At 62.6% G+C, this 22,109-nt stretch carries 20 protein-coding genes and 2 pseudogenes; 5 read left to right on the forward strand and 17 right to left on the reverse strand.

Annotated features, from left to right (window positions below; all coding sequences use genetic code 11):
• Nucleotides 1-339 precede the first annotated feature (339 nt).
• The 4 genes from AC629_RS22435 (at nucleotide 340) to AC629_RS22455 (ending at nucleotide 4,074) form a co-directional block, all read left to right on the forward strand.
• The gene (locus AC629_RS22435; RefSeq protein WP_084807153.1) at nucleotides 340-654 is read left to right on the forward strand and encodes a co-chaperone GroES; all 315 of its coding nucleotides are present in this window, start codon (nucleotides 340-342) and stop codon (nucleotides 652-654) included.
• Nucleotides 655-807: 153 nt separating this feature from the next.
• Complete coding sequence (groL, locus tag AC629_RS22440; RefSeq protein ID WP_084807154.1) at nucleotides 808-2,448, forward strand: chaperonin GroEL; 1,641 nt, start codon at nucleotides 808-810, stop codon at nucleotides 2,446-2,448.
• A gap of 503 nt (nucleotides 2,449-2,951) precedes the next feature.
• Complete coding sequence (locus tag AC629_RS50220) at nucleotides 2,952-3,749, forward strand: cupredoxin domain-containing protein (protein WP_349531186.1); 798 nt, start codon at nucleotides 2,952-2,954, stop codon at nucleotides 3,747-3,749.
• Nucleotides 3,750-3,771: 22 nt separating this feature from the next.
• The gene (locus AC629_RS22455; RefSeq protein WP_084807156.1) at nucleotides 3,772-4,074 is read left to right on the forward strand and encodes a copper-binding protein; all 303 of its coding nucleotides are present in this window, start codon (nucleotides 3,772-3,774) and stop codon (nucleotides 4,072-4,074) included.
• Between the two features lie 213 nt (nucleotides 4,075-4,287).
• Here the strand turns inward: AC629_RS22455 and AC629_RS22460 are convergent, their stop codons facing one another.
• From AC629_RS22460 to AC629_RS22480, 5 genes are all read right to left on the reverse strand, one after another.
• Entirely contained in the window at nucleotides 4,288-4,683 is a 396-nt protein-coding gene (locus AC629_RS22460; protein WP_084807157.1) for a hypothetical protein, read from the reverse strand.
• Nucleotides 4,684-4,710: 27 nt separating this feature from the next.
• The gene (locus AC629_RS22465; protein WP_084807158.1) at nucleotides 4,711-6,696 is read right to left on the reverse strand and encodes a CopD family protein; all 1,986 of its coding nucleotides are present in this window, start codon (nucleotides 6,694-6,696) and stop codon (nucleotides 4,711-4,713) included.
• On the reverse strand, nucleotides 6,693-7,028 hold the full coding sequence (locus AC629_RS22470; protein WP_167561218.1) for a copper resistance CopC family protein: 336 nt from the start codon (nucleotides 7,026-7,028) through the stop codon (nucleotides 6,693-6,695). Before AC629_RS22470 ends, AC629_RS22465 begins: the two co-directional genes overlap by 4 nt.
• Before the next feature lie 54 nt (nucleotides 7,029-7,082).
• A complete protein-coding gene (locus AC629_RS22475; RefSeq protein ID WP_084807159.1) occupies nucleotides 7,083-8,126 on the reverse strand; it encodes a TolB-like translocation protein in 1,044 nt (347 codons plus the stop codon).
• Nucleotides 8,127-8,255: 129 nt separating this feature from the next.
• The gene (locus tag AC629_RS22480) at nucleotides 8,256-9,029 is read right to left on the reverse strand and encodes a helix-turn-helix transcriptional regulator (protein WP_084807160.1); all 774 of its coding nucleotides are present in this window, start codon (nucleotides 9,027-9,029) and stop codon (nucleotides 8,256-8,258) included.
• 106 nt (nucleotides 9,030-9,135) lie between these two features.
• Between AC629_RS22480 and AC629_RS50225 the strand changes: the two are divergent.
• Nucleotides 9,136-10,216: pseudogene (locus AC629_RS50225) on the forward strand (zinc-binding dehydrogenase).
• Between the two features lie 127 nt (nucleotides 10,217-10,343).
• On the opposite strand, the gene AC629_RS22490 reads toward AC629_RS50225, so the two are convergent.
• The 12 genes and pseudogenes from AC629_RS22490 to AC629_RS22540 all read right to left on the reverse strand — a co-directional run bounded on the left by AC629_RS22490 (nucleotide 10,344) and on the right by AC629_RS22540 (nucleotide 21,580).
• On the reverse strand, nucleotides 10,344-11,048 hold the full coding sequence (locus AC629_RS22490) for an ABC transporter ATP-binding protein (RefSeq protein WP_084807161.1): 705 nt from the start codon (nucleotides 11,046-11,048) through the stop codon (nucleotides 10,344-10,346).
• A 7-nt stretch (nucleotides 11,049-11,055) separates the two neighbouring features.
• Nucleotides 11,056-12,336: a lipoprotein-releasing ABC transporter permease subunit gene (locus AC629_RS22495; RefSeq protein WP_084807162.1), complete on the reverse strand. Its 1,281-nt coding sequence runs from the start codon at nucleotides 12,334-12,336 to the stop codon at nucleotides 11,056-11,058.
• Between the two features lie 73 nt (nucleotides 12,337-12,409).
• The gene (proS, locus tag AC629_RS22500) at nucleotides 12,410-13,729 is read right to left on the reverse strand and encodes a proline--tRNA ligase (RefSeq protein WP_084807163.1); all 1,320 of its coding nucleotides are present in this window, start codon (nucleotides 13,727-13,729) and stop codon (nucleotides 12,410-12,412) included.
• 152 nt (nucleotides 13,730-13,881) lie between these two features.
• The gene (locus AC629_RS22505) at nucleotides 13,882-15,444 is read right to left on the reverse strand and encodes a copper resistance CopC/CopD family protein (RefSeq protein WP_084807164.1); all 1,563 of its coding nucleotides are present in this window, start codon (nucleotides 15,442-15,444) and stop codon (nucleotides 13,882-13,884) included.
• Nucleotides 15,444-15,956 (reverse strand): YcnI family protein, encoded by a 513-nt coding sequence (locus AC629_RS22510; RefSeq protein ID WP_084807169.1) that lies wholly within the window; start codon nucleotides 15,954-15,956, stop codon nucleotides 15,444-15,446. Before AC629_RS22510 ends, AC629_RS22505 begins: the two co-directional genes overlap by 1 nt.
• Nucleotides 15,957-15,976: 20 nt before the next feature.
• Complete coding sequence (locus AC629_RS22515; protein WP_084807165.1) at nucleotides 15,977-16,411, reverse strand: hypothetical protein; 435 nt, start codon at nucleotides 16,409-16,411, stop codon at nucleotides 15,977-15,979.
• Complete coding sequence (locus AC629_RS50665) at nucleotides 16,411-16,548, reverse strand: hypothetical protein (protein ID WP_502693053.1); 138 nt, start codon at nucleotides 16,546-16,548, stop codon at nucleotides 16,411-16,413. Before AC629_RS50665 ends, AC629_RS22515 begins: the two co-directional genes overlap by 1 nt.
• Complete coding sequence (locus tag AC629_RS22520) at nucleotides 16,496-16,993, reverse strand: copper chaperone PCu(A)C (protein WP_502693054.1); 498 nt, start codon at nucleotides 16,991-16,993, stop codon at nucleotides 16,496-16,498. The genes AC629_RS50665 and AC629_RS22520 overlap by 53 nt, the downstream gene beginning before the upstream one ends.
• Nucleotides 16,963-17,460 carry a TlpA family protein disulfide reductase gene (locus AC629_RS22525; protein WP_084807166.1) on the reverse strand — a complete coding sequence of 166 codons (498 nt, stop codon included), beginning with the start codon at nucleotides 17,458-17,460 and terminating at the stop codon, nucleotides 16,963-16,965. Before AC629_RS22525 ends, AC629_RS22520 begins: the two co-directional genes overlap by 31 nt.
• A complete protein-coding gene (locus AC629_RS22530; RefSeq protein WP_084807167.1) occupies nucleotides 17,457-18,668 on the reverse strand; it encodes a sialidase family protein in 1,212 nt (403 codons plus the stop codon). Before AC629_RS22530 ends, AC629_RS22525 begins: the two co-directional genes overlap by 4 nt.
• A gap of 26 nt (nucleotides 18,669-18,694) precedes the next feature.
• Nucleotides 18,695-21,117: pseudogene (locus AC629_RS22535) on the reverse strand (TonB-dependent receptor family protein).
• 91 nt (nucleotides 21,118-21,208) lie between these two features.
• A complete protein-coding gene (locus AC629_RS22540) occupies nucleotides 21,209-21,580 on the reverse strand; it encodes a DUF2946 domain-containing protein (protein ID WP_210419093.1) in 372 nt (123 codons plus the stop codon).
• Between the last annotated feature and the right edge of the window lie 529 nt (nucleotides 21,581-22,109).

Raw genomic sequence — 22,109 nt, forward strand, 5'->3', positions numbered from 1 at the left:
AAATCCGCCGACGACATCCTTGCTTCCATCGAGCGCTTCTGTCGTTACAATGCCCCCGCAAAACACGACCCAATGCTGCGAACTTCTGGTTCAGGACACTAGCCCCTCGGCGGCCCTCTCAAAGGCCCCCCTCCGGCCTCGGTGTCTCCTGGCAGCGATAAGGTTCGCTCGCTGGATCGACTGTGACCGAAGCGACGGATCTCCTCCTGATTGGCATAAGGTGCACTAGTCAAGCCGCGAAGGTTCCTTTCAGATATTCGCGCGCCCGCCGGCTTCAACCCCAATCGAACATCGGCGGATGTGCGCACCAGAATATTCACACAGGTCGGGAGGACTTGCATGAAATTCCGTCCGCTTCACGACCGCGTCGTGGTCAAACGCATCGAAGCTGAGGAGAAGACCACTGGCGGCATCATCATTCCTGACACGGCCAAGGAAAAGCCCTCTCAGGGCGAAATCGTCGCCATCGGCCCTGGCGGCCGCGATGAGAGCGGCAAGCTGATCCCGATCGACGTCCAGATCGGCGACCGCGTGCTGTTCGGTAAGTGGTCGGGCACCGAGGTCAAAATCGACGGCCAAGAGCTGTTGATCATGAAGGAGAGCGACATCATGGGCGTTCTCACTGACACCTCCACCAAGAAGAAAGCCGCTTGAGCCGCACGCACGCTTCCTCACCCTGAAGGGCCGGCGCAGCCGGCATCTAAGGATGAGGTCAAGACCCAACTCAACTTCTTCTTCGAGACGCCGGCTTCAGGAGGAGCACGCGCCTCCGGACGAGGAGCAGAGATCAACCAAGGGGAAGCAGACATGTCAGCCAAAGAACTCAAATTCGGCGTCGACGCCCGCGACCGGATGCTGCGCGGCGTCGACATTCTCGCCAATGCCGTCAGGGTGACGCTCGGGCCCAAGGGGCGCAACGTCGTGCTCGACAAATCGTTCGGCGCTCCCCGCATCACCAAGGACGGCGTCGCCGTGGCCAAGGAGATCGAGCTCGAGGACAAGTTCGAGAACATGGGCGCGCAGATGGTGCGCGAAGTCGCCTCCAAGTCCGCTGACGCGGCCGGCGACGGCACCACCACCGCGACCGTGCTTGCGGCCGCGATCGTCCGCGAGGGCGCCAAGTCGGTTGCCGCCGGCATGAACCCGATGGACCTCAAGCGCGGTATCGACCTCGCCGTCGAAGCTGTGGTTGCCGACATCGAGAAGAACTCCAAGAAGGTCACCTCCAATGAGGAGATCGCCCAGGTCGGCACGATTTCGGCCAATGGCGACGCCGAGATCGGCAAGTTCCTTGCGGACGCCATGAAGAAGGTCGGCAACGAGGGCGTAATTACGGTCGAAGAAGCAAAATCGCTACAGACCGAGCTCGACGTCGTCGAGGGAATGCAGTTCGACCGCGGCTACATCTCGCCCTACTTCGTCACCAACGCGGACAAGATGCGCGCTGAGATGGAAGACGCCTACATCCTCATTAACGAGAAGAAGCTCTCCTCGCTGAACGAGCTGCTTCCGCTGCTCGAGGCCGTGGTGCAGAGCGGCAAGCCGCTCGTCATCGTCGCGGAAGACGTCGAAGGTGAAGCGCTCGCGACGCTGGTGGTGAACCGTCTCCGTGGCGGCCTCAAGGTCGCGGCCGTCAAGGCTCCGGGCTTCGGCGATCGCCGCAAGGCCATGCTGCAGGACATCGCGATCCTGACCGGCGGCCAGTGCATCTCGGAAGACCTCGGCATCAAGCTCGAGAACGTCACGCTCGACATGCTCGGCCGCGCCAAGAGGGTAATAATCGACAAGGAGACCACCACGATCGTCAACGGCGCCGGCAAGAAGGCCGACATCGAGACGCGCGTGGCCCAGATCAAGGCGCAGATCGAGGAGACCACCTCCGACTACGACCGTGAGAAGCTGCAGGAGCGTCTTGCCAAGCTCGCGGGCGGCGTCGCAGTGATCCGCGTCGGCGGTGCAACCGAGGTCGAAGTGAAAGAGCGCAAGGATCGCGTTGATGACGCGATGCATGCGACCCGTGCGGCGGTCGAGGAAGGCATCCTGCCGGGCGGCGGCGTCGCCCTGCTCCGTGCCTCCGAGCATCTCAAGGGCATCCGCACCAAAAACGACGACCAGAAGACCGGCGTCGAGATCGTGCGCAAGGCGCTGTCGGCTCCCGCTCGCCAGATCGCGATAAATGCGGGCGAGGATGGCTCGGTCGTGGTCGGTAAGGTCCTGGAGAAGGAACAGTACGGCTATGGCTTCGACGCGCAGACCGGCGAATACGGCAACCTGGTCTCCAAGGGCATCATCGACCCGACCAAGGTGGTCCGTACCGCGATCCAGAACGCAGCCTCGGTTGCGGCTCTCCTGATCACCACCGAGGCCATGGTCGCGGAGCTGCCGAAGAAGACCGCCGCCGGCCCGGCCATGCCTCCGGGCGGCGGAATGGGTGGCATGGACTTCTAAGCCACCCATTGAGCGCCCAAAGTACAAGGAAGGCTCGGTATTGCTACCGGGCCTTTCTGCGTTAGCTAAGTGACCTCGACGACGACAGCTGCATGGAAATGGGCCACTCTCAAGGATCAAGGAGGGGGTGCCTGGCTCAACCCGCTGGCGCGCGGGTGAGCAGGACTTCTCGAAGACGACGCATACACAACACGGTAGTGCACCGCGGCGGCCCTGGAGCTTATCAAGATTGGCGCAACCGATGCTGACGAAGTTTGGGCAATATTGCTTCTCTATTGAAAAATTGGCCTATCGCGCATTCGACGAACGTTTGGTCTCCATCCGGATAGCCCAACGGTCATATAGGATGAGGACGACGCCCCAAGAGATTAAAACGGCGCGGCAAATCATGGCCTTCGCAAATTGTTGCAATCTTCTGGGCTCTATCTAAACTCAGTTTCGATCTCGGCCCGGACTGCGCACGGAGCGTCAGCCTGGTAAACACCTTCGGTGTTTGAGCGGCGATGCGGCTCTGGATAACCCGACTATTTCGGAAGAAAGCGGTACTCGCGGACGCGGCGCTCTACATGCTTTGCGCCCTGACGTCGTCCGGCGCGCTGGCCTACACAGAGAACAACGGCGTATCGCATTGTCTGAGCGAGGCAGGCAGCCCTGCTCGTGCGCATACGGTCCAGACTGAATCGAGCCATTTTCACCCGGACGGAGCTTGGCTCGAGCATCACAGCAATGGGACACAGCAGAATTACGACGGCAAGGTCGTGGCGGACAATTGCTGCCGCATCCTTTGCATCTCGGCGATCACTCCCGTCGTGCCTCCTCCCGCGCCGGAGCTTGGCGCTCCGCGGCATTTTGCGCCAGAGCAAGAGCCCCCGACAATTGGCGCAGGCGCGCGCTTGTACGCGCATGAAGGAGAAGAACACTTCTCGGCGGGCGAGCCGGGCGATCCCAAGAAGCCGTTTCGCGTCGTGGAAATCGCGATGCGGGAAAATGACAGCAGGATGTCCTACCACCCGAACGCACTTGAGGTGAAGCGCGGCGAGCAAATCAAGTTCGTCATCACTAACGCGGGCCTGCTTGCGCATGAATTCATATTGGCCGACACCGCGGACAATCTGAAGCATGCGGCGTTGATGAAGAAATACCCGGACATGGAGCATGATGATCCGAACGGCAAGACCGTCCAGCCCGGTGTGAAAGCCGAAATGCTCTGGCGCTTTACGAAAACTGGGACATTCGAGTTCTCCTGCCTCATTCCCGGCCACCGCGAGGCCGGAATGGTCGGCACCGTCACCGTGAAGTGATCCTCGAGCGAAAGAGGAAGTCATGAACGACCGCCTCCTCGTCCGGGCCGCGCTCGTCCTAATGTTCGGCCTCCCGTCATTGGCGAGTGCGCAAACTGATGATTTTGTGAAAGGCCTGGTGATCAAGATCGACGAGTCTGCCGGGAAGATCATCATCAAGCACGGACCGCTCAAGAAGTTCGACATGGACGAGGGGATGACGATGGTCTTTCGTGCTGCCGATCCCGCCATGCTCAAAGCCGTCAAGCCGGGCGACAAGGTGCACTTCGTGCCCGACCACATCAACGGCCAGTTCACGATCACGAAGATCGAAAAAGCCAAGTGAAAACAGAACCGGTCAACGAACGGTCACAACCGCATGTCGCCCGTCAGGCTCGCCTGGAGTTATAAACCGGAGCGAAAAAGGAGCGCGGCATACCAGCCATAAACGACACTCTCGAAATCGCAGTTTACGCTTACCGCATCTGCCGCGCCGCCGAAGAGCAAGAAATCTCACTTTCGCCGGGCATAATAATATCAAACGTGTCAGGCCGGCCGTTCACCATGCCTCCATCCTCACCAGCATGTTGTTGTCATACCCGGTGCCTTTCAGCCAGAATCGGATAGGGTCGCCCGCGTGGGCTCGGCCGCCGTTAGCGGAATCGGCCAAACGAAAGCCGGTGGTCCTGGCAGGAAACAGGCCGGGGATCTCCTCATGCGTAACGATGAGCACCCTCGGGTATACGGCCCGCACAATCCCTCGCCCCTCCCATAGCTGTTCGCCCGAGCGGGCCCCTGCAAAGCAGGCCTCGCGCTCGCGTGTGAGCTGCTCCACCTGCGCTTGCACTGTCTTGACCTCGCTGTCGAGCGTGGCCAGACGGTGACCCCAGGCGACGTAGCCAAAGCCGAGACCGACCGCCAGGGCCAAGTTCACGAGAATGGCGACCTGCCACATCCGAATCACCAAGATCCTCCGATGTCATCAGTGCACATGGTCATCGGGGAGCGCCGGTGGGGACTTCTCCTCATTGAGCCTCTCCACCTGGGCTTGAACTGCGTCGGCATCCGGCAAGCCCGTTTGGTCGCTCCGCCAAATTGCCCGGATATATCCCTGCCGGTCGATCAGGAATTCCGCATGCGCGGCGCCGGGCGCGAACAAGCGGTACGCGGCGGCGATCTCCTCATTTCCGTCGGTCACAACCGGGAACAGCACCGGCGGCTTCTCGCCGAGCTCGGCGATCGCTTCGGGCGAACTCTGAGGCGGCACCGCAACGACCTCCGCGCCCAGAACCGAAAGAGTTCCATATTGTCTCGCGAGTTCGGTCATCCGCGCGCGCGAGCCAGGCAGTTCGTAGAGCACCAGCAGAACCATCCGCCTGCCTCTCAACTCGCGAAGGGTTATTGGCGTTAGAGGCCCGACGGAGATGGTCACGTCGGGCGCCGCCAACCAAGCGTTGTTCGGTTGCACTACGGCTCCGATCCGCGAAGTCCCGGATGAGTAGAAGCCGCTGATGGTGAGCGCGCGGAGAAAATTGATCAGGTGCCAGCGCTGCGCTTCTTGAAGCTGGCTCCCAAATTCCGGCATCCCGCGGTTGGGTTGTCCATGCGTAATCAGCCAGAAAAGGTCGCCCGCGGATCGCCGCGCCGTTTCGGAAGCGAGCAGATCGACGGCGCTTCCCCAGCCCCTCGGCGTCGCGCGGTCAGGCGTCGGCGTCCCGTGGCAGGACGCGCAATGCGCCTGGTAGAGTGCCATCCCCTCTGCAATCGAGCCCGCCGTATACGACAACGGCGAGCGCACGAACGAGGTCGGATAAGCTTGGACCATCAATGGCTGAAGGCCGATTGCGGCGCCGGTTGCAGCCAGGGCGAAAAGCGTCCCCAACAGAGGGATGGGTCGCCGGCGCACGAGAAACGCGACAGCTAGAATCGTCAGGCCGGAAACCGCCAGTACAGACGCGATCGGCAATTGCGCCAAACGATGCAAGACCGGAACTTCAGACGAGGCGTCGAGCGAGATTCGAACCGGCCAGGGCCATACAGGATCGTCGTGAAGCGCAGGCGTGGTCACCGTCATAGCCGTGGCGAGGCCGAGCACGACCAGCACCAGACCCGCCTCGATCGCGATGAACAATGCCATGCGGCGCGCCGCCGCGGACGACTTTGCCGCAGCTGGGCTCGTCAACGTAGGCAGCATCGCACGGCTTGCGGCGGCTAGGAGAAGCGCAAGAACGAGAACAGCAAACTTGGCGAGAAGCACGCAGCCATGTGTCGTCCCAACCAAGCCGGCGACGCTTCCAACCAGGAGCCAAGCGCTCGTGATACCCGAACCGCCAAGAACGAGCACCGTGATGAGCGCGACGCGGGAAAAGCGCTGCATGGTCCGCACCGCGTAGGGATCAGGAGCGGCTGCATTCTGGCTGGCGCCATACAGAAGGAGCGCGAGCGGCGGCAGGCCGCCCACCCAGACGCCCGCGCCCAGCAGGTGTGCCATGTCGATGCCCTGAGGCCATGGGCTTTCCGAGCTTGCGGCCACATGGCCCGAACTCCCGAGAAGAACCAGAGCGAGTGCGGCCAGCAAGAAGGCTTCGCCCCGCGCGGCGATCCAGTCTTGTCGGGCAGAAACGTCGCCGTCCAGGAAGAGAAAGACCGCCAACACGATCAGCAGGCCGTGACGCACCGCCCACAGGAACCCCGCCCGTGTCTCCAGCATGGCGTGCCAGATAGCCCGCGGCTCGAGCGCAGCCTCGGGGCGGCCCTCAAACACCCCAGCCTCTGCAGCCAACACAGCGGCGCCCGAAGCCAACGCCACGATTACATACCATCGCGCCCAGCACAGAACGCGCTGCTCCCAATGGCGCATGAAGTCGGTCGCAGGCCGTCCGGCAAGCAGCAGCAGGAAGAAGGCGCCCGTGAGGAGGACGCTTTGAGCCAGATGCACCCACTGGGCGCCGAACAACAGCGTGGTCATTCGACCCGGAACGTGAAGCGCCCTTCGGTCACATGACCATCGACGGAGAGCACCCGCCAGATCACCGTGTAGGCGCCGTGTTCAAGCGGCAGCAATGTCGCCCGCAGGAGGAGGGGATTTGAAGCGTCAACGTGGGAGTCCTCTCGATCGACCTGAGCGCCATGTTCATCCTTGACCCGAACGGTGCTGTAGGTCGGCTCCAGGCGCTCGGTAAAGTAGAGCTTGACCTCGCTCGGAGGCCGTTTGAGTTTGCTTTCGACCGGCGGCTCCGCCCGCTGAAGCCCACTATGTGCAAGCGCGAGACCGACGCCGAGCACCCCGGCGACAAGCACAAGGAATAATCCTCGCGCGCATGTCGGGATTCTCATCGCCGTGATCCACGCCGCTCAGCCGACGCCTGCTCTCGCCTTGTAGTACGCGATGAGCTCGCGCGTGGGCAGCCAGAACAGATCATAGAGTCCGCCTGCACCGTCCTTGCCGCCTGAGATCAGGTCCGGTCCGTGATCGTAGCCAGCCGACCAGATCATTCCTTCGCCATTGGCCTGGAAATTCGGACACGCGCCGTCGATGTTCCAGTCGTTGAATGGCGCCTCGACAATCGGCCCCTTCCACTCCTTGCTCTTCGGATCGTAGTGCACGAAAAGCAAAGTGTGGAACTTGCCGAAATCGTGGACGGAGACGATGCCGAGGGTGAGGTCGTCCCTCGTTACGAGGGTGAAGCGGCACTTGAGCGCAATCGAGTCGAGCAACCGGTCCGCATAGCGCTGTGCTGGCTGCCAAACGCCGTCCACCTGTCGGGTGGTGTAGAGGTCGGTCGTGTTGGGCGCTCCCGGTTCGCGGGGCCGTATGGATACGAAACACATGGCGCTCGGCTGGCCCGGAAGGTCAAACGGCATGAAGCAATGGGTTCTGTACTCGCTGTTGTTGATGTTGCCCCCGGAGACGGGCTGAGCTTGGCCCCATTCACCGTTAGGTTGCTTGTGGCTGACCCAGATTCCCGTCGGCCCTACGCCAGGCGCTTTGCGGAAGCTCATAAAGTACAGACTGTTGCCGTCGGGTGTGATCCACGGCTCCTGGTCGGCGCTATCGCTGTTGACAGTGCCGGGCAGGCGCTCAGCCGGCGACCAATCCCCGGCGGTTCCGGGCCACTCGCCGCTCTGTCGGGTTCGGTGGGTGACGAAGATATCGGTCGGTCCCTTCACCCGCGTGTCGCCGTTGTGTGCAAAGCGGGCGAAGTAGATTGTGTTGCCGTCCGCCGAAATCGTCGGCTCGTAGGAACCAAAATTGTCGTTCGGCGGGAATGGCAGCTTGCGCGGCACGAGGCTAGGAGCGCCAGCATGGGCCCTGTTGATCAGGATCGTGGGCGAACTGACAGCTGCTCCCGCGGCGGCTACTGCGCCGAAGAAACGTCTTCTTGACAGGCTGTTCATGGAATGCCCCCGTATATCTACCGGGACTACCAATTTGTTACCATTTTGTTCGCTGACCCACAAGTGGTTTTGCCATTTCAGAGCCGCGGGAAGTTTCGAGCGCGTGCGCGCTCTGCGCGCCTCCACGCCCTACACCGGCGTATAAATCACAAGCTTCAACGCGGGATCGTCGTTGGCCTGAAAGCTGGTGTGCTCGAAATGCAGCACGCCAAGGGTCGGATGCGACATGGTCTTCAGGCCCGAGGCGGTGGTGCGGATCTCGTGGGCTTCCCACCATTTGACGAATTCCGGACTGCCCTGCCGCAACCGCGTCAGTAATTCGTTGAACGCGGGATCGCCAGCCCAGACATCGTGGGTGGTGCGAAACATCGCCACCATGCGCTTGGCCACCTCCGCCCAGCCCGCGCCGTAAGCCTTTCGCGTCTGCTTGTTCGTCATCATCAGGAGCATCGTGTTGCGGTCCTCCTCCGGCAATCGCCCGAACGCAAAAACCTCCTCGGCGGCGGCGTTCCAGGCCAGCACGTCCCAGCGCCGCCCGGTGATGTAGGCCGGCTGGTTCAAACTCTCGATCAGCCGCAGGATCGGCGGCGGCACGATTTCGCGCGTGAAGGCGCGCCTGTCGCCGTCGCGCGCCAGCGCCTTCAGATGCGCATGCTCGGTCTTGGAGAGGCGCAGCGCACGCGCCAGCGCATCGACCGTGGTCACCGACGGGCTGACGGTGCGGCCCTGCTCGAGGCGGATGTACCAGTCGACGCCGATACCGGCGAGCTGTGCGACCTCTTCGCGGCGCAGGCCCGCAGTGCGCCGCCGTTGACCGGCCGGAAGCCCGACGGTCTTCGGCGACAGCTTCTCCCGGCGGGACCTCAGGAAATCGCCGAATTCGACGCGGCGTGGATCGGTCATGGCTCGCTCCGCATGGAGGGACTAGAGAATACTAGGATAATACCAGGCCTTCTTACGCGTTCAAGCCGGGCGTAAATGCCGTTCACCCCAGTTGAGAGGTGATGTCATGAAAGCTGCCGTACTCAAATCCTTTGGATCGCAACTCGCGATCGAGAATACGCCGGAGCCGGTGCTCGGCACCGGCGAGGTCATCGTCGACGTCGTCGCCACCCGGGTGCTGTCCTACATGAACGAGGTCTTCAGCGGCGAGCGCAACTACGCGCTCGACCTACCGGTGATCCCGGGCCCAGGTGGCATCGGCCGGGTGCGCGCGATCGGCCCGGACGCAACCAAGCTCGCGATTGGCGACTGGGTATTCTGCGACCCGACGGTGCGGTCGCGCGACGACGCCGTTGCGCCTGATATCGCCCTGCAAGGACTCACTGCCGCCGGCGCCGGCGGAATGCTCCTGCAGAAGCACTTTCGCCACGGCTCCTTTGCCGAGCAGATGCGGGTCCCGACCGAGAACGTCACACGTCTCGGCGCGATCACGGCTGAGGAGGCCAGCCGTTGGTGCGCGCTGGGGACGCTGCTCGTGCCCTATGGCGGCTTCCTCGCGGCGAAACTCCAGCCCGGCGAGACCGTGCTGGTGAGCGGCGCCACCGGCAATTTCGGCAGTGCGGCCGTCTCCGTCGCGCTCGCGATGGGCGCCGCCTGCGTGGTCGCGCCCGGCCGCAACGATCGTATTCTCGCCGACCTCGTCCGCCGTTTCGGCGAACGCGTGAAACCGGTCAAGCTCACCGGCAACGAGAACGACGACCGCGAGAGCATGAAGCGCGCGGCAGAAGGACCGATCGACTGCGTGTTCGACATCATGCCGCCCTCGGTCAGCACGACCGTGGTGCGCGCGGCGATCATGGCGGTGCGCCCCTATGGGCGCGTCGTCCTGATGGGGGGGCGTCGGCATTGCGGGTGGGGCCGGCCTCGAGCTGCCCTACCCCTGGATCATGCGCAACTGCATCACGATCCACGGCGTCTGGATGTACCCGCCGGACGCGGCGAGCCGCCTGATCGCACTGGTGCGCGCGGGGCTGTTGCGGCTCGACGAGTACGAGGTGACGGCGTTCGATCTCGACCACGCCAACGAGGCGGTGGCTCACGCCGCGGCCAATGGCGGGCCGTTCAGATTGACGGTGATCAGGCCGTAAATGGCCTGCCCGCTGCGACGATGCGCCGTCGCAGCAGGTTTGCGCGACACGTAAAATGGCTGACGAGCATCACCCCGATCGTAGCCGGCACCGGCCGGCTACTGTGCATGGGGCTGTTTTCGCGTTTCTATTCGAGCTCGACGACCTGGCCGTTCGAGAGCGACACGCGCCGGTCCATGCGGCCGGCGAGCTCCATGTTGTGCGTCGCGATCAGCATCGAAACCTTGGTCGCCTTGACGAGCTGCATCAGGGCCTGAAAGACGTGATCCGCCGTGTGCGGGTCGAGGTTGCCGGTCGGCTCGTCCGCAAACAGCACGCGCGGCGCATTCGCAACCGCGCGCGCGATCGCGACGCGCTGCTGCTCGCCGCCCGACAGCTCCGCCGGGCGATGGGTGATGCGGTCGCCGAGCCCGAGATAGCCCAGGATGTCCTTGGCGCGCTTGACGCTCTCCGACTTCTTCAGGCCGCGGATCATCTGCGGCAGCATGACGTTCTCCAGCGCCGAGAACTCCGGCAGCAGCCGGTGCGACTGGTAGACGAAGCCGATATCGGTGCGGCGGAGCTGGGTGCGCTCGATGTCAGGCAGTTGCGAGGTCGGCGCGCCATTGACATAGACCTCACCGGAGTCTGGCGCTTCCAACAGGCCTGCGATGTGCAGCAGCGTCGACTTACCGGAGCCGGACGGCGCCACCAGCGCGACCGACTGTCCTGCCCACAGCGCGAGCTTGGCATTGTCGAGGATCGTCAGCGGCACCTCGCCCTGCAAGTACTGCCGCTTTATCTCGTGGAGATAAATGACCGGTACGTCGTCAGCCCCCTGCTGCTGCTCCATCAGCCCCTCACTCGTACCGGAGCGCTTCGACGGGATCGAGGCGCGCGGCGCGCCACGACGGATACAGCGTCGCAAGGAACGACAGCGTCAGCGCCATGATGACGACCGCCGTGGTTTCGCCGATGTCGATCTCGGCGGGCAGCTTCGACAGGAAATAGAGTTCTGGCGAGAACAGCTCGGTGCTGGTGAGCCAGGACAGGAATTGTCGTATCGACTCGATGTTGAGGCAGATCACGAGGCCGACGAAGAAGCCGACCAGCGTGCCGACCACGCCGATCGAAGCGCCCGTGATCAGGAATATCCGCATGATCGAGCCCTGCGAGGCGCCCATCGTGCGCAGGATCGCGATGTCGCTGCCCTTGTCCTTCACCAGCATGATCAGGCCGGAGACGATGTTGAGCGCGGCGACCAGCACGATCATGGTCAGGATCAGGAACATCACGTTGCGCTCGACCTGGAGCGCATTGAAGAAGGTCGAATTGCGCTGCCGCCAGTCGACCAGGAACACCGGCCTGCCCGCGGCCTCCGTCACTGCCTTGCGGAACGCGTCGATCTTGTCGGGATTGGTGGTGAACACCTCGATCGAGGTCACGTCGTTGCTGCGGTTGAAATAGGCCTGCGCCTCCGCAAGCGGCATGAACACGAAGCCGAGATCGTACTCGGACATGCCGATCTCGAACACGGCGACGATCTTGTACGGCTTGATGCGCGGCGTCGTGCCCATCGGCGTGACCGCGCCCTTCGGCGCCACCAGCGTCACGCTGTCGCCGGCATGCAGCGACAGCTGGTCGGCGAGGCGCCGGCCGATGGCCACGCCCTGCCCGTCGTCAAAGCCCTCGAGCGAACCCTGCTTGATGTTCTTGGCGATCGAAGTGAGGTTGTTGAGGTCATCGGCGCGGATGCCGCGCACCAGGACGCCCGAGGCGTTCCACGGCGAGGATGCCAGCGCCTGGCCGTCGACCACGGGCGCGGCGAGCCGGATGCCCTGGACCTGGCTGATGCGGTCAGCGACGTCCTTCCAGTCGGTCAGCGGCGATTCCAGCGGCTGGACCAGAATATGGCCGTTGAGGCCCAGGATCTTGTCGAGCAGTTCCTTGCGGAAGCCGTTCATCACGGCCATGACGATGATCAGCGTCGCCACGCCGAGCATGATGCCGAGAAAGGAGAACCCGGCGATGACCGAGATGAATCCTTCCTTGCGGCGCGCCCGCAGGTAGCGCGCCGACAGCATCCACTCGAAGGGCGCAAAAGGCGCGGTTTGTACAGGTTCGGTCATGGCCTCATCCATCGCTCGATAATCCCATGATTCGGGGTCAATTGTGGCCGGATTGGCGGCCTCGATATCGGGCGATGAACAATATTCAGCCGACCAGGCGCGTGACCACGTCGGCGGGGGACAGATTCTCACGCGAGCCGTCGCTGCGGCGCTTCAGCTCGACCTTGCCGTCGGCAAGCCCCTTCGGCCCGATCATGATCTGCCAGGGGATGCCGATCAGGTCGGCGGCGGCGAATTTGGCGCCGGCGCGCTGGTCGGTGTCGTCATAGAGCACATCGACGCCCTTGGCCGAGAGCTCCGCATAGAGCTTCTCGCAGGCCGCATCGACCGCGGCATCGCCCTGCTTGAGGTTCAGCACCACGGCGCGGAACGGGGCCACCGCCTCCGGCCATTTGATGCCGGCATCGTCGTGGCAGGCCTCGATGATGGCGCCGAGCAGTCGGGAGACGCCGACCCCGTAGGAGCCACCATGGATCGGAACGTCGGCGCCGTCGGGGCCGGCCACAAAGGCCTTCATGGCCTCGGAATATTTGGTGCCGAAATAGAAGATCTGACCGACCTCGATGCCGCGGGTGTTCACCCGCTTGTCCGCGGGCACTTCCTGCTCGAACCGGGCGGCGTCGTGAACGTCTTCCGTCGCCGCGTAGACCGAGGTCCACTGCTTGATGATCGGGGTCAGATCGCTCTCATAGTCGACGTCCTCGCCCGGGATCGGCAGGTCGAGCACGTCGCGATTGATGAACACGCCGGACTCTCCGGTCTCGGCGAGCACGATGAACTCGTGGCTGAGATCGCCGCCGATCGGGCCGGTCTCAGCGCGCATCGGGATCGCCTTCAGCCCCATCCGCGCAAAGGTGCGCAAATACGCCACGAACATCTTGTTGTAGGCCACCCGCGCTGCGGCCTCGTTGAGGTCGAAGGAATAGGCGTCCTTCATCAGGAACTCGCGGCCGCGCATCACGCCGAAACGCGGACGCTGCTCGTCGCGGAATTTCCATTGAATATGATAGAGATTGAGCGGCAGGTTCTTGTACGACTTTACGTAAGCGCGGAAGATCTCGGTGATCATTTCCTCGTTGGTCGGCCCGTACAGGAGCTCGCGCTTGTGGCGGTCGGCGATGCGCAGCATCTCCGGACCGTAGGCGTCGTAGCGGCCGCTCTCGCGCCAGAGATCGGCGAGCTGGAGCGTCGGCATCAAGAGTTCCAGCGCGCCGGAGCGATCCTGCTCCTCGCGCACGATCTGCTCGATCTTCTTCAGCACGCGGAAGCCGAGCGGAAGCCACGCATAGATGCCGGCCGCCTCCTGCCGGATCATGCCGGCGCGCAGCATCAGCCGATGCGAGACGATCTCCGCCTCTTTCGGATTTTCCTTCAGGATGGGCAGAAAGAACCGCGACAACCGCATGACAATACTCTGGGAATCAGTGACGGGTTGCAGTGAAACCGGATTGGGAGCAAAAACACAAGACCGGGAATGAGGAAAAGCCGCTAACGCGACGGAATTCCTGTCATTTTTCCGTCGACTTCAGATTCAGCTTGAGCCGTCTCCTGCTAGCTTTACGGCGGCGCCAGTTCGAGCTCGTCCTCGAGCGTGATCTTCTCGAAATCGGTCACCAGCGCATCGATCCGCACGTGCCAGCGGCCGGCGAAGGGCAACTCGACCTTTCGCACGTGCCAGTAGCCGTCCGGCCCGAGCGAGGCACCCCGCTCCATCGGCTCGATGCCGCGCTCCGGCAGGCTGAGCGTCAGCGTCACCTCCTTAGCCGCGAGCGGCGTCGCCTCGCCGGTCATGAGCTGGAGCACGAAATCGTCGACGCCGGCTTTCCCGGGGGACACCAGCACCTGGAACATCGCCTTATCGGTGTGGATGTGGATCGCCAGCGGTGTCTCCGGAACGATGATCCGCGGCGGCGGCGTGAAGCGCCAGCCCGCCATCACGGCAAAGATGCTCAGCGCGGTAGCGCATTCGAGCAGGATCGAGCGCCTGAGCGCCGGCGCGGCCTTCTCATCCCGCGCCAAGGCGGGCGTCAGCCGGAACCGATTGAGCGCAGCAAGCGCCAGCAGCACGATCACCAGCGTGAGCTTGATCGAGAGCAGCAGGCCATAGCGGGTCTCGGTCAGCGCGGACGGCTTTTCGAGCTGGACGACCGCGAGCACCAGGCCGGTCAATGCCAGAACGCCGACCGCCGTCATGGCGATGCGGGAGAACCGGTTCACAACGGGTAGTGCTGCGGCGGTCGACTTTGACACCAAAGCTGCGAGCGGCGCGAGAGCGCCGATCCAAAAAGCGACGCAGAGGCCATGGAAGAAGATCGCCGGGCGCGTGAGCAGTTCGGGCGGCGCCGTTGCAGCGTGCCCGGTCATCGCAAGCGACAGGCCGACACCGACGAGGGCAATGATCGCAAGAGCGCGTGCGTGCCATGCGCTGCGCAGCGCCAGTAGAGCAAGCAGCATCGCAGCGATGGCAACCAGCAATGAGGGACCGGCCCTTGTCGCGAATGCCACTTTCCAGGGGGCGATGGTCACGAGACCCGCCGGCGGCAGGCCGAGGAGATCGAGGCCTAACAGCCCGAGAGAGACAATGGCGCTCGGAAGTCCGATTGCGAGCGCTACGCGAGGAACGGTCATGCCAATCATCGACCACGCGACCCAGCGCGCGAAGAACACGCCGCCGACGCCCACGAACAGGCCGAGGTAGAGACCGACGCGCGCCAACCAGATCAGCGCATTCACCCCTCTGTCCGCATTTGCGGGAGGTTGCGTCGCGGTCGGCATGCCGATCGAGAAAATGACCGCCCCCGAGACTGGATGGCCGTCCTGCGAAATCACGCGATAACTCACGACCGCCGTGCCCTGCGGCAGGTCCGGCGGCATCGCAACCGAGACGGTCTCGCCCGATGCGCTGACGCGCGTGTCATCCCGCGCCCTACCCGTGCCGTCGATCAGCCGGATCGCGCCCGGCGTCACCGCCTCGTTGAAGCGCAGCTCCACTGCCTTCGGCGCGCTCGTAAGCATGCTGCCGCTCGCCGGCTCAACCGAGACGAGCGCCGCATGCGCGAAAGCGCCGGTCGCGAAGCCGACAACGAAAAGCAGCGTCGCGAGCGCGGCGAGGAAGCGCATCAGGGCTTTGGCAGGAGCTTCACGCCAGGTGCCGGCGACTTGCCCTCATGCCCTGCCCCCTCCGCCGGGATTTCGATCCAGCGGCTGACGCCGGTCTCGCATTCCTGGACGACGGGGAAATATAGAGTCGTGTTCGGCTTCAGGCCGTCGGTGAGGAAAGTGCTAATGACGAACTCGTCATAGTTCTTGTCCGGCAGCTTGCCGCCGGACCAAGCTACCTCCTTGACGCCGGAAGAGAGCTTGTTGCCGTGATAGTCGTATTCGCTGGCGTATTTGCCCTCGACGACATCGACGCTCCAGCCCGCCTTCGGCATCGGTTTCGCCGCGATCACGCCCTCTGGTATCTGCACACGAATCTTCACCGTCGACGAGCCCGCGCAGCCGTGCGGCACGGCGAAGACGGCCTTGTAATACGAGCCAATCGTGGCCTGCTTGGTATCCAGCGTGATATGCGCCGCCGCTGGCGATGCGGCGAGCACGGCCATCAGGATCAGGCAGGATCGCTTCGACATGTACCACCTCTTCGGCATGGTCATTTGATCAAGATCGGCGATTCCACGCTGACATGGTCGGCCTCGGAGATCGAGATTCCGAGGCCCAGCATCCAGCGTCCTGGCGTCAACTGCGCCACCTTCACGCGCCAACCGTCCTCGCCGTCGCGCAAGGCTTCGACCGGGGCGAGCTTCTTGCCCGTCTGTGTATCCACGAGCGTCACCGATACTGCTTTGGCCGATAGCGGCGTCTCGTCCGTCGTCTCGAGCTGGATCGCGATCTCGACCGGGCCTGCGCGACCCGGCGAGACCGTGACATTGGCCATCGCCTTCTCGGTGTGCAGGTGTGTGAAGAAGCTATCGTCGTCGGTCGCTGCCGCAAGCGGTGTCACAGCAACCGACAACAACGCCGCTACCGCGAGCGCAAGGCCCTTGAAGTTTCGACGCGAGGTCATGGGAGACTTGATCTGTTTCATCACATCTTCATTCCCGAATGGTCCGGCATTTTCTTCATCATGTGTCCGCCATCGCCGGGCGCCTGCGCGCCGACACCCTGGACATCAAGGGAGATGGCGACCTTGCCAGCCTTCTCGAATTCCAGCGTCACCGGCACCTTGTCGCCCTGCTTGAACGGATCCTTCAGCTCCTGAAGCATCAAATGATAGCCGCCGGGGGGCGAGCTTCACCGTCTTGCCGGGATCGATGACGAGGCCCTTGTCGAGCGGGCGCATCTTCATCACGCCGTTGTCCATCGCCATCTCGTGGACTTCGGCCTTGCCCGCGATATCGGCGGAAACGCTGACCAGCTTGTCCGCCGTCGTCCCCTTGTTCTCGATGGTGAGAAAGCCGCCGGCGACCTTCGCGCCGCCCGGCGTCGCCCGGCTCCAGGCCTGCGAGATGACGAGATCGCCGGCCTTGACGTCGTCGGCAACCGCCGGTGCTGCGCAGAGCGCGAGAGCGAACGCCGCGAGCATCACATCTTTCAACATTGTCTTCATATCTGTCTTCCTGTTTTGCAGATTGAGTGTCAGTGGGTGGAGAGTTGTTGTGCCGACCATCTTTCGAGATCCGCAATCTCGGCCGAACCTTCGATCGTCGAGATCGTCCCATCCCGAGAGATGAGCATTGTCCTGGGAATGTCGCCCTGCCAGGCGGGATCGATCTCGAACCGCAAGCGCTCGACAAAGCCATCGCTGAAGATGAAGTTCTCGGTTGACGATAGCCCCGCCTTGTCGAGCATGGATTGCGTCGCGGCTGGCAGGTTCGGCACGAGGTCGGCGCTGATCGTGATCACGTCGATCCCGGGGTGGTCCTTCGCAAACTGCCCGAGCAGCGGCAGCTCGACCTTGCAAGGCCCGCAGGTCACGCCCCAGAAGTGTACGAGCGTCGGGCGACCCGCATGGCCTTTGAGGACGCGTTGCCAGGTGCCGCGCTCGAACGGCTTGAGAGCCGGAGGCGCTGCGAGCGCCGTCGCTGAAACGATCAGGAAGGCCAGACCCAGAATGCCTGCCAATCGACGTTTCATGGCTGGTCCTCGATTTCTGCGAGACGATAGCCATCCGCCTTCGTCATCCATGAAAGATAGATCTTTCGCCCATTGGTGACGAGCAGGGGATGGTCGGAGGTATCGCCCGTGGCCAATATCGTCTTCGGCGGCGACCACGTCTCGCCATCGTCGCGGGAGATCGTCATCTGGACCGAGGTCTTCTCGCCATCGAACTCTTTCCAGACCATCACCGTTCCCGTCGGGCCCGCAAGCACGAAGGGACGCGTCGGATTGCGATCTGGCCGCCCCAGCGCCATGGGCGCAGAGAACGTGCGGCCTTCGTCGCGCGAGTGGGCGTAGAACAATCCTTTCCGCGCTTTCCCGTTCGTGTACCACGCGACGTGATAGGTCCCGTTCGGCGCGACCGTCAGGGTCGGCCCGTGATGCGGGCAGGCGTTGATCTGCCAATCGTCGGTACTGACCCGATGAATTTCACCTGGCGTCGAGACGTCGGCGAACGTCATGACCGCGTGATCGCGTACACCGCCGTCGAAGATGCTTCTGAAGATCACGGCAGGCCGTCCGGGTGCCGCAAACGTCAGCCCCAGTCGGCAGCATTCGCAGGTGTTGTCATGCGCAAGGCTGGCCTCGGCGTAGGTCGCGCCACCGTCGCGTGACGAAGCAAAGAACAGCCCTGCCCCATCATACTTCCGGCCAGCCTCCTTCGCGGGGATCCGGTTACGCTTGTCCAGCCAGACTGCAAAAATCGTCCCGTCCTGATCGAGCGCCAGCGCTTCAAAACGCTGGCTCTCGTTATTGGCGGTGACGGGCTTCAGCTCCGAAAAGCTCTTCCCGCCGTCCGCCGAGCGCGTGTAGAGCACCTGACCGTTGAACGCCTCATCCCTGAAGATCGAGAATGCGAGTGCTATGCCGCCCTTGCGATCGACCACGATCTTCGGCCGGGCATCCGGCCCCCAATCGAGGTTCAGCCGCTTGGTCGTGACCTGGCTGGGAGCCGAGAAATTACGCCCACCATCCCGCGAGCTCGCGACCAAGACCTGCCCTCCGGCCATAAAGGCGAGCCACAGCGTCCCGTCCGGACCGAATGCAGGCGTGGTTTTGGTCGCACAACGCAGCGTCGGCTCGTCGCAAGCCGCTTCAGATGCATGCTGGCGGTGCATCTGTCCGAGCGCCGTCCCCTGCAGGAGCACGAGAGCGGCTATCCCGAGCGAGCCATGTCGGATCATAGCCCTACCTTCTTCGAGAGCCCGGATCATTTGAACGCCACCTTCATACCCGCAACGAACGTGCGCGGCGAGCCGCGTAGATCGATCCCGTCGTGATTGCGAGCACACTCGCAGGATTTTGAAGTCCGGCTCCCGTGACCGTGTTGGCGATGTTGTTTGCCGAAGCCACGTAGGTGCGGTCGAATACGTTTCTGACTTCAAGATACAGATTCAGGGATCTGAAGGTATCGGACACCAGGTCGGTCTTGTAGTGGACGTTCACATTGACCAGTTCATAGCCCGGCGCCTTGAGCAGATTCGCATTGTCCATGTAGAGGGAGTCCTTCCACTGGACCTCAACAAAGCCTCCGAGGCCTGCCAGCGGGCCGGCGAACTCGTCGTAGCCAACGCGGGCCGTCAATTCGTTGGGTGAAATGCCGGGAATCTTGTTGCCTGCCCGGTTGAAGCTGAACACCGCGCCATTGGTGATGTTCTCGACATACTCGGTGTAGACCTCGTCGAGATAGGTGTACGCCGCCAGGAACCGCCAACCCGGATAGAACTTCCAGTCGGCCGCAAGCTCAATGCCCCGATGCTCGGAGCGAGGGGCGTTGAACGTGTAGTTCGTGTTTGCTGCGTTGGCGGGTGTCGCCTGTGACACCAGCTCATTGCGAAAGAATTCATAGAACGCGGTTGCGCTCAGCTTGAGCGTCGGATTTGGCGTCCAGTCGAAGCCAAGATCGTAGCCGACGTTGGTTTGTGTCTGGAGCTGAGTGTTGTTGCCAAAATCACCGTTCGGGAGAACGAACAGATTCGACACCTGTGGCGTCCCGTATCCGGTAGCCACTCGTCCGCGAAACTGCCATTCCTGATTGAGCCTATATAGCAACGCCAGTTCGGGAGCAGTGTTCTCAATCTTGCGATCAACCCTGGTTGGCGGAGGAATCGTTGCGACTGGAACATTGAACGTGTTATATTTGTATACAGTATTGACGCCCTTCAGGATTGTGGTTTCCCAGCCAATTCCGGCTATCGCGGTCAAATCGGGAGTAAGCTTCAACTCCTCTCTCGCCCGTATCCCGTAGTCGGATGTGTCACTGAAGGTATTGGCCTGGAGCAGCCCCAGCGTCGCGTTTCCGCCCGGCATGACGTTGCGCGTGTCGCTTGAAGCAACGAGGGTGTTGTACCACGCACCGACGAACGTCATGGATTCCATGCCGAAGATTTCACCACGCTTCGTGATATCGCTCATGTAGTTGTAGGAGGGAAAGTCGCCGATCGCGCTGGTAGCACCCGTCGGCTGGCTGATGTTCCGATCGTCAAAGACGAACTGGTTTCGCCAAGTCGTCGAGTTATCGAAGTCGTGTTCCCATCGACCGCCGACAATGGTTCGCCGATCGTTTCGCCCGAGACCTGCTTGAGTTGCCGTCTCTGTATCCTTGTCGCTTGCAACGCCAGGTCTCGCGTTGAATCCGTTCTTGAAGAGAGACACTGTAGGGCATCCCGCGGCTGGCGCAGCGCCGGTCGTACAATCCTGCTGGAAAGGATTGATGTAGAACTGGTTCAGCGACTGTCGGATCGGCAGCCGCGCGCTGAGGTCGTTGTTGATGATCTTGACCGTGAAGCGGTCGTCCGGCGTCGCCTTTAGCGTTCCAAGGAAGTTTACGGTCTGCGTATTGAACCAGCTATTGCCGATATAGCCGTCGCCCCGCACGTCGCTTGCAAATAGCGAGCCCTCGAAATTCCCGACCTTCTTGCCGGCTGCCAGGTAGTTGTTGAGATAGCCGTAACCGCCGCCCTCTACGCCATATTCGACACCGTCGATCGTGCCTCCCGGCCGTGTTCGAAAATTGAGCGCGCCGCCGGTCGCATAGTTGCCATAGAGCGCCGACGAGGGGCCGCGGATGACGTCAATCGCGCCATAGGCATGGGGATCGATCAGGTCGCTCCGCGACAGGCCGTCCGGCTGCGTCACGGGAAAACCATCCTCGAAGATCACGAGATTGCGGATGCCGAAGCCGTTCCGAGCGTTGGATCCGCGAATCGAGATCCCGAAATCACGGGGACCATTCCCCTGCTTGACCGAAACGCCCGGACTGTCCCGCAAGACATCGCTGACCGAAAACACCGGTCGGTTGTCGAACTGCCAGCGATCGATGGTGGTCGTGGTCTGACCGGCCGGCGATTGATTGAGGCTGGCTCGCACCTCGCCGATAGACATCGTCCCGTTTTGGGCCGACGCGCTAGCGGTCGCGTTCTGCGCCACGGGTCTCGCCGCGCGTCCTGACGAAGCTGGGTTTGGTCTTGATGGCCGAGTTATCGGTTTGGGACGGGTGGCCTGCGGTGCCGTAACGGTCACGGGAGGAAGCGCCTCCTGGGCAGCCTGGGCGTGCGCGTCTGAGCCGATCGACGACAGCACCCCGCAAAGCACGGGCAAGCTCGCGCTGCCGATCGCACGAATACGTAACATCTTGAATTCCTGACATCCGGCGCGTCGGCCGGTCCATTAAGCTCGCCATCGGCGCAGCAACGCCGCGCCAATGGTTCGGTTGGTCGTTACGTCAGGAAAAGCGTGGAGGTGCGCGCGCTCGGGCATTTGAGCCCGCATGGACGGCGACGGCAGGTACGTCCGCCGCGTGCCACACCACGCGCTCGGCGTGGCGGAAGGGAATGGCGAGCGCGGCCTGCGGCGGCGAATCGAGCGACGCATTGGCCTGCGCCAGACAGCACAGCGCGCACGCACCGGCATGGGTTGGCGTGCCGGTCTGATCGTTCAGACCACCCTGCTCGCCCGTGCTGTGGCAGATGACACCGGCAGAAAGCGGATCGGCCACGGCCTGGCCGGCCGCCAGGCAGGCGGCAATCGGCGCCAGCACCTGCATCACCAGGGCGAGCAGGACGATGGGTAAGAATTTTTGCAGCCGTGCGCGCATCCGCCGAGCCATTCGTTCGTGTGCTAACTAAACACTCCACCGCGGGCCGAGTCGAGGTCAGTTCCGCCGCCTTCTTGGTCCAGCGCAAATTTCTCGAAAACTGTTGTCGGGCCGCTCCGCCGACGGGAAGTCCGGCATTTGAGGCAATCGCACAACTCTGCCCCGTCCACAGATTTCTTATATTTGTCATACGCTTACGGGGTAAACAGCCCGATCATTTCGTCAACTGCTCGAAATTTGAACAATCGTTGCTGAAATTGATGACAAGCGCGAAAAGTTGATCTAGCATCACTTTTGCTCAGGCTGACCGTGAGGTCGAAGTCTGGTGGTCCAAGTCTCGGGAGGAGCCCTGGCGCGCTAAACGCAGCGTCGCCCCGTCAATCAAGAGCAAATCTTAGAATCGGGGATAATAGGGTCGACACAATTTTTGAGCGGGGCCAGGGCCCCGCTCTTTTTTTTATCCGCGGGGCTGAACCGCCGATGAATGCTTCTCCCAATCCGATCGAACAGACCTTTGAACTCGCGGCCT

The organism is Bradyrhizobium sp. NAS80.1, from assembly GCF_001908205.1.
Classification (GTDB): domain Bacteria; phylum Pseudomonadota; class Alphaproteobacteria; order Rhizobiales; family Xanthobacteraceae; genus Bradyrhizobium.